Origin of the sequence: Mycobacterium montefiorense, from assembly GCF_003112775.1 — a bacterium.
In the GTDB taxonomy this organism is placed as follows: domain Bacteria; phylum Actinomycetota; class Actinomycetes; order Mycobacteriales; family Mycobacteriaceae; genus Mycobacterium; species Mycobacterium montefiorense.
The window spans coordinates 125,671-138,170 of sequence record NZ_BFCH01000011.1 but is presented as its reverse complement, the minus strand read 5'-3'; the positions used below and the strand labels follow the sequence as shown (position 1 = coordinate 138,170).

General features: G+C 63.3%; 11 protein-coding genes, 1 tRNA gene and 1 pseudogene. 7 read left to right on the top strand and 6 right to left on the bottom strand.

Features of this window, described 5'->3' with window-relative positions:
- Positions 1-74 precede the first annotated feature (74 nt).
- The 3 genes from DB708_RS08265 (at position 75) to DB708_RS08255 (ending at position 1,078) form a co-directional block, all read left to right on the top strand.
- The gene (locus DB708_RS08265) at positions 75-497 is read left to right on the top strand and encodes a DUF3052 domain-containing protein (RefSeq protein WP_108921460.1); all 423 of its coding nucleotides are present in this window, start codon (positions 75-77) and stop codon (positions 495-497) included.
- Positions 497-958, top strand: a complete 462-nt coding sequence (locus DB708_RS08260; protein ID WP_108921459.1) for a peroxiredoxin — start codon at positions 497-499, stop codon at positions 956-958. Before DB708_RS08265 ends, DB708_RS08260 begins: the two co-directional genes overlap by 1 nt.
- A gap of 48 nt (positions 959-1,006) precedes the next feature.
- Positions 1,007-1,078, top strand: a tRNA-Val gene (locus DB708_RS08255).
- Between the two features lie 156 nt (positions 1,079-1,234).
- Here the strand turns inward: DB708_RS08255 and DB708_RS08250 are convergent.
- Entirely contained in the window at positions 1,235-1,669 is a 435-nt protein-coding gene (locus tag DB708_RS08250; protein WP_305803562.1) for a DUF6319 family protein, read from the bottom strand.
- A gap of 527 nt (positions 1,670-2,196) precedes the next feature.
- Here DB708_RS08250 and DB708_RS08245 point away from each other — a divergent pair.
- Positions 2,197-3,837, top strand: a complete 1,641-nt coding sequence (locus DB708_RS08245; protein WP_165839769.1) for a VOC family protein — start codon at positions 2,197-2,199, stop codon at positions 3,835-3,837.
- Positions 3,838-3,867: 30 nt separating this feature from the next.
- Here the strand turns inward: DB708_RS08245 and DB708_RS08240 are convergent, their stop codons facing one another.
- Positions 3,868-4,770 (bottom strand): LysR family transcriptional regulator, encoded by a 903-nt coding sequence (locus DB708_RS08240; protein ID WP_108921620.1) that lies wholly within the window; start codon positions 4,768-4,770, stop codon positions 3,868-3,870.
- A 184-nt stretch (positions 4,771-4,954) separates the two neighbouring features.
- On the opposite strand from DB708_RS08240, the gene DB708_RS08235 reads away from it, so the two are divergent.
- The 3 genes from DB708_RS08235 (at position 4,955) to DB708_RS08225 (ending at position 7,464) form a co-directional block, all read left to right on the top strand.
- Positions 4,955-5,860, top strand: coding sequence for a TIGR03619 family F420-dependent LLM class oxidoreductase (locus DB708_RS08235; protein ID WP_108921456.1), 906 nt, complete (start codon positions 4,955-4,957; stop codon positions 5,858-5,860).
- A gap of 112 nt (positions 5,861-5,972) precedes the next feature.
- Positions 5,973-6,497, top strand: coding sequence for a nitroreductase family deazaflavin-dependent oxidoreductase (locus tag DB708_RS08230; protein WP_108921455.1), 525 nt, complete (start codon positions 5,973-5,975; stop codon positions 6,495-6,497).
- 13 nt (positions 6,498-6,510) lie between these two features.
- Positions 6,511-7,464 (top strand): sigma-70 family RNA polymerase sigma factor, encoded by a 954-nt coding sequence (locus DB708_RS08225; RefSeq protein ID WP_108921454.1) that lies wholly within the window; start codon positions 6,511-6,513, stop codon positions 7,462-7,464.
- 61 nt (positions 7,465-7,525) lie between these two features.
- Here the strand turns inward: DB708_RS08225 and DB708_RS08220 are convergent.
- From DB708_RS08220 to DB708_RS08205, 4 genes and pseudogenes are all read right to left on the bottom strand, one after another.
- Positions 7,526-8,325 (bottom strand): annotated as a pseudogene (locus DB708_RS08220) (acyl-CoA thioesterase).
- A 22-nt stretch (positions 8,326-8,347) separates the two neighbouring features.
- A complete protein-coding gene (locus DB708_RS08215; RefSeq protein ID WP_201263458.1) occupies positions 8,348-9,562 on the bottom strand; it encodes a cytochrome P450 in 1,215 nt (404 codons plus the stop codon).
- 3 nt (positions 9,563-9,565) lie between these two features.
- Positions 9,566-10,624 (bottom strand): alcohol dehydrogenase catalytic domain-containing protein, encoded by a 1,059-nt coding sequence (locus tag DB708_RS08210; protein ID WP_165839768.1) that lies wholly within the window; start codon positions 10,622-10,624, stop codon positions 9,566-9,568.
- On the bottom strand, positions 10,621-12,237 hold the full coding sequence (locus DB708_RS08205) for a GMC family oxidoreductase (RefSeq protein ID WP_201263457.1): 1,617 nt from the start codon (positions 12,235-12,237) through the stop codon (positions 10,621-10,623). Before DB708_RS08205 ends, DB708_RS08210 begins: the two co-directional genes overlap by 4 nt.
- Positions 12,238-12,500 lie beyond the last annotated feature (263 nt).

Below are 12,500 nucleotides of genomic sequence, written 5' to 3'. Positions count from 1 at the left end.
AACCAGGTTCTGGCTGTGCGACGATAATCCCCAATCGCATGGCGCGCACGGTGTGTTGTTAAGGAGGATCCACGGTGGTCGCGGCGGATGACGCCTCGGACTTCGCTCGCAAACTGGGCGTGCAACGAGACCAGGTTGTCCAGGAGTTCGGTTGGGACGAGGACACCGACGACAACATCCGCGCGGCGGTCGAGGAAGCCTGCGGCTCCGAGCTGCTCGATGAGGACACCGACGAGGTCGTCGACGTCGTGCTGCTGTGGTGGCGCGATGGCGATGGCGACCTGGTGGACACCCTGATGGACGCCATCAGCCCGCTGGCCGAGGATGGCGTGATCTGGGTGTTGACCCCCAAGACCGGTAAGCCTGGCCACGTTCTGCCCGCGGAGATCGCCGAGGCTGCTCCGACCGCCGGCCTGATGCCGACGTCGTCGGTCAACCTGGGGGATTGGAGCGCCAGCCGGTTGGTGCAACCGAAGTCGCGCGCCGGGAAGCGTTAATGCTGCCGGTCGGGACGACAGCCCCCGATTTCACTCTGCGCGACCAAAACCAGCAGCGCATCACGCTGAGCGGCTATCGCGGCGACAAGGACGTTCTGCTGGTGTTCTTCCCGCTGGCGTTCACCGGGATCTGCCAGGGCGAACTGGACCTGCTGCGCGATCACCTGCCCCAATTCGAAAACAAAGACAGCGTGGCACTGGCGATCTCGGTGGGTCCGCCACCGACGCACAAGATCTGGGCCATCGAAAGCGGGTTCACGTTTCCGGTGCTATCGGATTTCTGGCCGCACGGCGAGGTCGCCCAGGCCTACGGCGTGTTCAACGACCAGGCCGGCTATTCGAATCGCGGCACGTTCGTCGTCGACCGATCCGGGATCATCCAATTCGCCGAGATGAAAGAGCCCGGCGAGGCTCGCGATCAGCGATTGTGGACCGATGCGCTGGCGGCCTTGCGGGTCTGAGAGTTTGAGGTCCGGGCGTCCAGGCGTGTAGCCTGCGGCGGGCATATAGGGCGCGTAGCTCAGTGGTAGAGCTCTGGTTTTACACACCAGCGGTCGGCGGTTCGATACCGTCCGCGCCCACCGAAGTGATCATGACCGGGTCGATGTGCTGGTCGTTGATCACCTGGCGCTAGGAGGGCACCCGAAGGTGTTGCCTCGCAAGGTGTTCGCAGTGCCCGGCGGCGCCTCTCGATGCGTAAGACCGTGAAACTGTGACGTGCAAACCGCTCGGGAACCTCAGTCCAGGTCGGCGAGGACTTTGCGAGCGGCTTCCAGTTCGGCTTCGAGGGCGACGACCCTGGCGGCTTGTTGGGACCGCGCCTCTTCGATTACCTCGTCGATTGGGGTGGCGAGCTCCTCATGCAGTTCCTTGGCGGCGCGCGAGACGGCGGCGGCCGCGACCGCGAGGTTGCGGGCCAGGTAGGTGGTGCCCTGCTTTAGCTCCGCGCGCCATTCGCCGTCGGCCGTGCCGGTGACAGTGAGGGTCAGCTCAAGAGACTTGACCTTCTTGCTGGTCGCCTTCTTGGCCGGGGCCTTCCTTGGCTTCTGGCCGGCGGAAGCTTCAGGGGTTGCCGCGTCGGACGCCGGCGTAGCGCCAACCGCGGTGGGCTCAACGAATGCAGCCGTGGCGGCGGGAGTGTCGGAGTCGGTGGACGGCGCTTCAGCTGACAGAGTGTCTACGGTCATCGTTCGGCGATCTCCTTCTGAACATCACCCGCAGCGAGCGGGCCGGGCAGGGGACTCCATTAGAACATATGTTCGACTAACAAACCAAGTTGGCCGCTGACGCACCATCACGGTATTCGGGCGCGAAACCAGAGGCACCGACCGTGGGGTTGCCGCCCGCTCATTGACAAGTTCGCGCTTCCTTCATCCTAGATGCCGCGCAATGTGGCGGTCGCGTCGCCAACCAACGCGCCGGCGCGTTTGAATAGGAGCTGCCTGCTGAAAGACTTCGAGGTAGTGCCATGCCAAATCGCGTGCTCGTGGCAGCGCTCGTCCCGTGCTTGGTCACGACAACGCTCGTCGGCTGTTCCGCGTCCCGACCTTGGTGGCAAGCACTCAAGCCGGCCGCGCCCGGCTCCTGCCCCACAACGACGCCGCCGGCGGGCGCAGCAGGCAGGGTCGGTTTCGACCCATCCGAGCTCGTCGCCGCGGATGCCTCGAACGCGGACGTTCGGGGCGTCATGGACACCATCGTGGCATTGCACCAGTCCTGGATCGGCGCTGATCCTGCCGCATACGTGGACCGAGTCACGCCGGACGTGACGCGCCTGACGTCGTGGTCTGCAGGTATCCAGTCCGGCCCGCAGGAGGTGGCGCGCGGCTTGCCCGACGAGTGGGGTTTCCTCGAGCTCGCCCCCGACGGTCACACGCGGTCGGCGAACATGACCATCCGCCGCGCCGAAGTGTCTGTCCAGGGCCAGACCGCCACCGCGCTTTATTGGGCAGATCTGGTGTCCGGAGAGATAACGAGCGTTGCCAACCATGTCAGCGACTGGGCCTACGGCAACCGCGGCCTGATCCTGCAGGCATTCGTGAAAGAGGGCGGCTGCTGGAAGCTCTCGCACGAGTCGGACTCGTGGTGGCTGTCCTACGACCCGGTGACCAAGATGCCGGCGAAGTCGGGCACGGCGAGCTTCCGCTACGACTTCACCTATCCGGTCACTGACCTAGCGCGCGCCGTCCGGTTCTACTCAAAGTTCGTTGGGGAACCAGAGGTCCAGACTCCGACATATGCCGCATTCGACATGGGCGGTCCGCGTCTGGTTCTCGACAACACCGGCCTCGACGGATTCGCACCGGTCCGGCCGGGCCTCCCGAATGGATACAATACGATAGATGTGGACGATCTCGTCAAAACCGTTGCGCGCCTTGAGGCCGCCGGCACCACATTCCTCACCGGCATACGACGTCGAGGTTCCGACCTTTACGCGGTGGGAAGCGACCCCGCCGCAAACGTCTTCGTACTGATGCAACGGGTCTACCCCGTTGGTGACCATCCCGCGCCGGATGTACCCTCCGTGCAGGCTCAGGACGGCACGCCCGCGGACGTCGTCGCCGCGGTCCAAGCGCTCGAGAACGCCTGGCTGCGAACCGATCCCCGCGCCGTCATGGCCGCGGGAATAGGGAACGACAGCCGGTGGTTCGATAGCAGCCGGATCAATGATCGCGGCATCGATTGCGGCCCAACCGGTATCCGAGACGGTCTTGCTGCGAACTGGAATCAGTACGACCGCTCGAAGTCCGGTCTGGCCGCAAGCATGACCATCCGAGCTCTGCGCGCCAAGCGCTTCGGCGCAGGTGCGATCGTCACCTACCAACGAGAGCTTTCGGGTCAGGGTGAGCATCCCTTCAAGCAGGTCGCCTTCGTGACGCACATCTTCGAAACGGGCGCCCAGGGCGGCATGCAACTCTTTGAAACCTTCATCACCAAAATGCACCAACCCACGGGCGAGGTGAAGAACTTGGACTACGTCGAGACACCAGAGCCGAATCTGGAAGCCGCAAGGAACTTCTACGGCGACACGATGAGCTTCGGGAAGCCGTACTCGGACGAATCCTGGTACGGCTTTTGGGGTATCAAGTCCGTATTCGGTATCTATGCCGCGGATCGCGCGGAGGGCGTTGCGCCGGGGCGCGCCAACAGCTCAGCCAGCTTGGTCGTCGACTCCCTGCAAGATACGCACGCCCAACTCGAGTCGATGGGATCGACTTTTCCGGTGATTCCGTCCATCAATTCGAGAGGCGGCACCGACGATGAGGGAAACTATTTGACGCTGCTCGCGACCGATAGCGAAGGCAACGCGGTTGTCTTCTCGGAATACAACAACTACTAGTGGAACAGCTGAATGTCGGCGCTCGAGTCGCTAGTTCCGCGCCGGAGCGGTGAAGTGCACCACGGCGAGTTCACGAAAAGCCGCCACCAGACGGCTGCGGTCCCCGGCGCGGCTCGCCACGATGATATGGCCGGGTTCGACGCCTTCCAAGGGGACGGTGGTGATGTCAGGTCGCAAGCGTTCGTGAAAACCGGTCGTGACGGCAACCGCCTGCCCGGCGGCAACGATTTCTAACCCGTCCTCGAGAGTATCGAAGAGTGGACCTTCGGGTGCCGCGCGCCCGTCAGGCCGAGGATCGATGCGCCAGAAGGCATTCCAGGCCGGGTCGCAGTCGCGAAATTTCGGTATGGGTTCGTCGGCGATGTCGTCGATGGTGACCGATTGCCTGCCCGCGAGGCGATGGTCGCGGGGCATGAGCACCACCCGGGGCACGTCGCAGAGGATCGTGACATGCAGCTGGTCGGTGGAAAAAGGCAGTGCGCAAACCGCCGCGTCCACCCGGTGGTCGAGCAGTGCATCGCGCGGCTGGTTCCAATTCAGGTGCAGGGCTTGTACATCCGCGTAGGGGTGCTCGCGACGCAACGCGCGCACCACCGGGGTGATGACCATACCTGTTGTGTAGCCGATGGTTATACGGCCGGGCTTGGCGGCGTCCCGGGCCTGCGCGGTGGCTTGGGCGGCCGAGCGCAGTAGCGTCTTCGCTCGAGGCAGGAATACCTCGCCTGCCTCGGTGAGCCTGGTGCTTTGCGGCGAGCGGTCAAACAGGCGGACGCCCATCTGCTGCTCCAGGCGACGGATCTGCCGGCTTAGCGAAGGCTGCGCAACGCGCAGCGCTGCCGCGGCGCGGCCGAAGTGCCGGTGCTCAGCCACCGCGACGAAGTATCCGACCAGTCGCAGATCGAGGTCTACCACCCGCGATGCCGAATCAGTCATGAGCTCACTGTAGTCCTCCGAGTGTCTCGGCATCTGGGACAGCAACGATGCCTGATTTGCATCGCGCATTGTTAAACAGGTCTTGGACACGCAACGCAATGCGGCATTGACTCGATGACATGAGTAGGACGCGATCAGAAAGATCGTCCATGGCGTTTGTTGCCAGCGTGACCGGGGGCAGCCAATGAAACTCGGCGTCGCCACCGCCATCACCGATGAAGGCATCCGCCCGGACGTACTCGCGAAAGCATTGGAAGACCGGGGCTTTGACTCCCTTGTCGTGGCTGAACATTCACACATCCCGGCAAGTCGGGCGACGCCGTTCCCGGCGGGTGGCGAGTTGCCTCGTGAGTACTATCGGTGCTACGACCCTTTCGTCGCGCTGACAGCGGCCGCTCTCGCGACATCCAAACTCCTGATTGGGCCTGGAGTACTTCTTCTGCCGCAACGGGACACGATTCAAACGGCGAAGGCGATTTCCAGCCTCGATCAGATATCCGCGGGTCGGGTGCTGCTCGGCCTGGGCCTGGGGTGGAATCTCGAAGAGGCTGCCGATCACGGCGTTCACGCCACACTGCGCGGCAAACTGCTTGACGAGAAATTGGCCGCCATGAAAGAACTGTGGGCCAACGACCAAGCCGAGTTTCATGGCCGGTACGTCGATTTCGATGCCACCTACTGCTGGCCCAAGCCCGTCCAGAAGCCGCATCCGAAGATTTACTTCGGCGGATTCACCAGGGCGACGGTATCTCGAGCGCGGCGGCATCACGGTGGATGGATGCCCATGAGCGTGCCGGCCGCGGAGATGGTCCCCGCGCAACTGAGCCTTCTTGAAGGTGCCACCGACATTCCAGTCAGCGTCATCGTCCCTGAAAGCGTCGAACCCGCTGTTCTGGACGCTTACCGTCAGCACGGCGTAGAACGAGCGTTCATCTTGCTTTCCATCAGGCCCGAATCGGAAACGCTCCGACTACTCGACAACATTGCGGCGCTCACCGAGACGAAGCAAAGCCGCTGCGAGATAGCAGATATGTTCTGGCGCAGCCAGTTTCGATGCCAGGCATTACGGCCGGTGCGGAAAGACAGGTAATCCCATGACCGACCTGGCGGAACCCGAAGACGGCGCCGTGATTGAGGGCTCGGCGCGATCATCACTCGAAACCTGTTGCTGTTCATTCGAAATGAAAGGATTCTGACCGCACATGTCCGTTCCTGTCGTGAATCTGGGCCGCTCAGTTGCCCATCGGATCGTCGGTCGGGTGGCTCTGACGCGACTGGGTGGTTGCTTCCTCCGCGACATCGGCTCCCGAGCCGATCCGATATTGCTCCGGTACACGCGAGGGCGGGTTTCCTGCGTTTGGCCTGTCGCCGCGATCGTTATGACGCACGTGGGCGCCAAGTCCGGCGCAACCCGCAACAGTGCGCTGGTGTACTTCACTGATCGAGGGCGCGTCATCCTCATTGCTTCGAACTTCGGTGGATCCCGAAATCCGGCTTGGTACCACAACGTTAAAGCGAATCCGATCGTGACGCTGTACGGCCGCGGTATCCGTGGCCAATTCAGGGCCGAGGAGATCGAGGGTGCCGAACGCAACCGCCTGTTACAGCGGGCAAAAGACGCTCCCGGGCCCTACGCCAAGTACGAGCAAGCCGCTGCCGCCAAATCCAGATACATTCCTGTCGTTGGGTTTACGCCGCAGCACGTGGGTACTGGGGTGGCCGGATGACAGCCCGGGCGAGATGACGATGGTCGATTCCGACGTTCCGGCTCGGTCATCCTCCCCACTAGCGTGCGAGACCGACGCTGAACTTACGGCGCGTTTCGAGCGCGAGGCTCTCCCACTGCTCGACCCGCTCTACCGGGGTGCGCTAGCGCTCACCGGAGATCGACTAGAGGCCGAGGATCTCCTGCAGGAGACGATGATGAACGCCTACCGGCGTTTCGCCTCATTTCCTGAAGGCGCCAGCCTGAGGATCGCGTTGTATCAAGCCTTGACCAACACCTACATCAGCAGTTGTCGCGGTCGACACCGCCAGCTGATCGAGGGCCAGACGGATTCGATTACCGATGTGCAATTGGTGACTGCTGGAGAGCATCCATGGACTCGGCTGAGCTGGGCGGAGGTGGCAGCGTTCGAGGCGTTGCCGGCTGCGGTGATCGCCGAAGCCCTGCAGGAATTGGGACGAGACACCCGCATGGTGGTGTATTACGCCGACGTGGAGGACTTCTCCTACCAGGAGATCGCCGAGATCATCAATCGGTCGGTCAGCGCGGTGATGTCACTGCTGCGCCGCGCCCGCGGTCAATTGCGATATCTGTTGCTCGCCATTTGCTACGGAGAGGTGGCATGCCAGTTCCATGAGGATCCGCCGAACAAGACGGCCTCGCGGCCGCACCGTACGCCGTCAAGATGCGCGCCGCGCCGTCGGTTGACCGAGAATTCCACTTGCGCAGATCAATTGGACTGGTTCGATCGTGAGATCGTTCGCTACATTCTGCTATCGGCGCCCCACGGTGAGATGCGGGAGGAGGATGTCTATCCCAGGTTCGGCATGACGGTCGACCAGTTGGTAGACAGATTCCGCTGGATCATCGCTACATCCGTGCCCCTGTTGGGTCGCCTCGCCAAGTCCGATCGCGAGCTCGTGGACAAGGCCTGCTGTCTCCCAGGGATCTCTGGGCCAGCGTGGTAGTCCGGATCCACGCGTTTGCTGCTCGGCGGTTGCGGCGCAATGCGCGGCGCGAACCGAACACTCACCCCTGACGCTGTTCGGTCTTGAAGTAGACGATTTGGTGCGATGTCGCCAGCAGTGCTCGGTCGCGAGTCCACAGAATTGGTTGGCGTGGGCGGTTCCTAAGACGAAGTCAGCGCCCAGGGCGTCAAGCTGCTGCTGATCGGCATGGAAATACGTCGTCAACGAGATGGTTCCGGACGGGACGAATCCGCCGCGACGCAAGAACACTCGCGGGTAGGAGATGTCGCACAGGGCGGCCAGGGCCGGGTAATCGACAGGGCGTTGTGCGTTGTCGCGCATCCACAGGGTGCTCGTCGACAATGCGTCGGGTTGCGTGTGTTCGCCCGGATAGGCGCCTGCAACGTACCGCACGTCGTATAGCCGTCCCCAGACGATGAAGTCGTCCGGACCGGGGCTACCGGCGATCAGCTGTTCTGGCGGCGGCGCGGTCGGTGGGTGCGCTTCGGTACTAGCCCAGGTATCGCGTCGGATGCCGAATACCGCGGTCGCGGTGGTTGTGATCGCGCCGTGCTGACTGAGTTCGGCGATCCAGTGTTGAGTGGTGCGATTGGTGCGCGCCGCCCGAAGCGCAATGTCGAAATCGCCGTCGGCGATGGGCGCCGTGAAGTTGACGGTCAGCGCCAGTGGCTCACCGATCCAGTCGGGCTGCGTTTGGATGGCACGCAGCATGACGGCGGCGGTGATCCCGCCGTACGGGCCGACCACGTTGGCCCACTCGGGATGGGTACGGCCGCGCCTGACGTTTCTGTCGATGGTGTCAAGGTGGATGGCATTGTCGAACGGGTGTAGTGGGGTCATACGATTCGGTGCCCAGACTCCCTCAGGCGGTTAGACGGACCGGTAGCAGTCGCAACATATTGGTCAGGTTGGACCGGGTTCTGACGGGTTCGCCATTGAGATCGATCGTGCGGAACGCGTCGAGCAGTTCCTCAAAGAAGACCCTGCCTTCAAGGCGTGCGAGGTGAACGCCCAGGCAGAAATGGCCGGCGATCCCGAAGGATAGATGCGGGTTGGGGCTGCGGTGGATGTCGAACGCCTGCGGATCGTCGAATACCTCCTCGTCGCGGTTGGCGGACGAGTAGTACATCGCCACCTTGTCGCCGGCAGCGATGCGGGTGCCCGAGAGTTCGGTGTCCGACAACGCGGTCCGCCGGAAGCAGTGGAACGGATTGTCATAGCGAATGATCTCTTCGACCGCCCCCGGTATCAGGGAGGGGTCCGCACGCAGCTCGGCCAGCTGCTTCGGGTGCCGGACCAGGCTAAGAAGCCCCGACGAGAGCATCCCCTTCGTCGTATCGTTGCCCGCGATTATCAGTTGCAGGAAGAAGCTGCCGAAGTCGATATCGCTCATCGGCTGGCCGCCGAAGTCCGTGTGCAGGATCACGCTAGCGAGGTCGTCGGTCCGGTCGTTTTGGCGGCGGACCGCTGCGAGTCCGATCCCGTACATGGCCATCTCGATGGTGGCGGCGCGAGCGTCGCCTTCTGCCCCAACGAATTCCGGCTCTTGGTTCGAGGTGATGCGCCCGGCCAACGCATGGATGTAGTCCCAGTCTTCAGGCGGCAAGCCGAACAACTCACCGATCACCTTCGACGGAAGTGGTGCCGCGACATCATGGACAAACTCCACCTCGCGAAGCTCCCGCGCTTCGGCCATTACGGTTCGGCAGATCTGTCGCACCTGGTCCTCGATCCCGGCCATCACACGCGCCCGGAAGTGCGGTAACAGCGCCGCGCGATGCACGGTGTGGACGGGGGGATCCATCGCCGACAGCATGTTGCGCATCATTGCCAGCTGTTCGGGTGGGAGATCCTCGAGGACGAAGCCGCCCTCGCTTGAGGAGAAGATCTCCGGGTGGCGGGCAACATGAGCCGCGTCGGCGTGGCGTAGTACCGCCCAAAATCCGGGCTCACCCGCCATGGGCTGCCAGTGCACCGGGTCAGTACGCCGCAGTTGCGTCAGCGCGTCGTGCGGTACGCCGTTGACGAAGGTATCGGGGTTGGCCAGGTCGACGTCGCCTGCCGCGGTGGCCGTCACGACTCAGCCCACCAGAACGTTGGGGGAGGAAACACACGTGCCGTTCGCCTCGGTGGTGAGTACAACTCGGAAGCGGGCCTGGTTGTCCAGCATTCGCTGGTAGCCGTCGGCGGCCTTCTCCAACGGCAGAACCTCCACCATCGGCTTAATGCCCTGCAGCGCAGCGAAATTGAGGGTGTCCTCAAGGTCGTTCGAGTCACCTACCGGATGGCCGCGAACCGTGCCCGAGGTATTGATCAGCTGGATCGGGTTTATCGGCACGGGTTCGGCCAAGAGAGCCAGCAGCAGCAGTTCGCCGTGCAGTCCCAGCCCGCCGATCGCGGCGGAGATCGCCTCGGCGTTGGTGGCGGTGGCCGCGATGACCCGCGCCCCACCCAGGCTCTGCAGTTCGCTGGCCACGTCGCTGGTGAGCGAGTCGATGTAGTGATGCGCGCCGAGTACGCGGGCGAAGGAACCTTTTTCTCGGCCGCGCGCGATCGCGACGGTGCAAAAACCCATCTTGACCGCGAACTGAACCCCGAGATGACCAAGGCCGCCAATCCCGAGGATGGCGACCAAGTCGCCGGGCCCAGCGGCGGTGCTGCGCAGCGAATTGAACATGGTCAGGCCCGCGCATGCGAGCGGCGCGGCGTCAACCGCCGATATTTCATCGGGAATACGGGCCAGTGCGTTCGCCGGCGCCACGACGTATTCGGCGAATCCGCCGGGAAACGTTGCGCCGGTGACCATGTGAGCCTCGCAGTGCACCAAATCGCCGCGCCGACAGCTACGGCAGTGCTCGCAATAGCCGCCCGACGCGCCGATCGCCACCCGGTCACCCTCGCGCCAACCCTGCACACCCTCGCCCAGCGCGTCGATGCGCCCGGCGATCTCGTGCCCCGGCGTGAGCGGGAACTGCAGACCCGGCCACTGGCCGTCGACGAAGATCGCATCGGAGTGACAGATGCCGCAAGCTTCCACGGCGACCCGCACAGTGCCGGGTACAGGATCGGTCAGTGTTCGATCGGTGACGGCCAATCGTCCTCGCGGCGAGGTCACTTGGGCCGCGCGAAACGTTGTCATGATGCGCCTTCCTTGGACTGCTTGGCCCGCACTAGATCGGCGCCCTTTTCGCCGATCACGATGGTGGTCGCGTTGGTGTTGCCGCCGATGATGGACGGCATTACCGAGGCGTCGATCACCCGAAGGTTGTCGACTCCGCGCACCTGGAGTTCGGGGTCGACGACGGAATCTTCATCGACGCCCATCGCGCAGGTCCCGACCGGGTGGTACTGGGTTTGTGACCAACGCCGGATGTGTTCGGCGAGCGCAGCGTCGTCGGGAACACTGTCGGGCAGCCGCAGCGCACCGAGGTTGTCCTTGAGCGGTTGACGGTCGGCTATTTCCAGTACTGCGCGCAGGCCTTGCATGACGACCTTGAGGTCGGCGGGCTCGCTGAAGTAGCCGGCGTCGATGCGGGGTGCGCCGAGCGGATCGCTGGAACGCAAGGTCAGTCGACCTCGGCTGCGCGGATGCGTGGCTGATACCAGCATGGTGAAGCTCTCCAGCGGCAGACTGAATCGGCCATGGTGCACCAATGCGGTTGGTCCACAGGTCAATTGAACATCGGGGACGTCATTGCCGTTGGTGCAGAGAAAACCGCCGACTTCGGCAGCGACGGAGCAGAACGGGCCACCACCGCGCTGCTGCCAGCGGGTCATGTTTTCCGGGGTGGCCAGTTGCAGCAGATCTGTCGAGTCTTTCGTCGCCCAGACAATGGGGGTCATGGTGTGGTCGTTGAGGTTGGCTCCAACGCCGGGCAGGTCGACCTTGACCGCGATGTCGTGTGCGCGCAACTGCGGGGCTCCACCGATGCCCGACAGCATCAACAGCTGCGGGGAGTTAATCGCTCCTGCGCTGAGGATCACCTCCGCATCGGCGCGCGCGGTGTTCTCGATGCCGGCATGCAGATAGGCCACCCCGCAGGCCCGCTGACCATCAAACAGGATCCGGGTGGCCGGCGAATTGCCCCGCACTGTCAGGTTGGGTCGATCGTGCACGGGTTTCAGATACGCGTCGGCTGCCGACCATCGCCACCCCTGATGACACGTCACTTGGTAGGCGCCCGAACCGATTTGGCTCGATCCGTTGAAGTCGTCGTTGAACGGCAGACCCCACCCGACGGCCGAGTCGATCCAGTTGTACGAGAGTTCGTGGGTGAACAGCATGTCCTCGACGTGCAGCGGGCCTTCTTTGCCGTGAAATGGTGCCGCGAGTCGGCTATTGCTCTCGGCCTTGACGAAGTAGGGCAATATCCCGTCGTAATCCCAACCCCGGCAACCTTTCTCGCTCCAGCAGTCGAAGTCGGTGCGGTGACCGCGAATGTAGATCATCGCGTTGATCGCGGACGAACCGCCCAGCGTCTTTCCCCGGGGGTACAGGTCAGATCCGGCGTAATGCGGTTGGGGTTCGAGGCGGTAATCCCAATCGACTTCCGAACCGAACAACCCGCTCCACAGCGCGGGCATCCGAATGGTGTCCAGGGTGTCGGGCGGGCCGGCCTCGAGCAACAACACTTGGACCGACGGATCCGCCGAGAGCCGATTGGCCAACACGCAGCCTGCGCTGCCGGCGCCGACGATGACGTAATCGAACGCGTCCCGCGACGAAGAGACGTTCTGGCTGTACCCGCTCACCTCGGCGATCTCGCTTCTCTCGTCGCTACCTGTGCTTCCGAGTCTTTGGCAGCCCGTCACGCGTGTCCAAGACCTGTTCCGCACCCCGCGATACCGAAATGACATCGACCCAGGCCGAACGGTGGCGCTGACCAGTCAGCAAATTAATTGCGCTGCACCCCTGCATATTTCGGTAGCAGATGGTCGGTATGGCTTCATCTTTCGTTCACCGCGGCCTTCGTCCGACGTCACAATTCCTCCATAGGAATACGAGTAGTTGATCT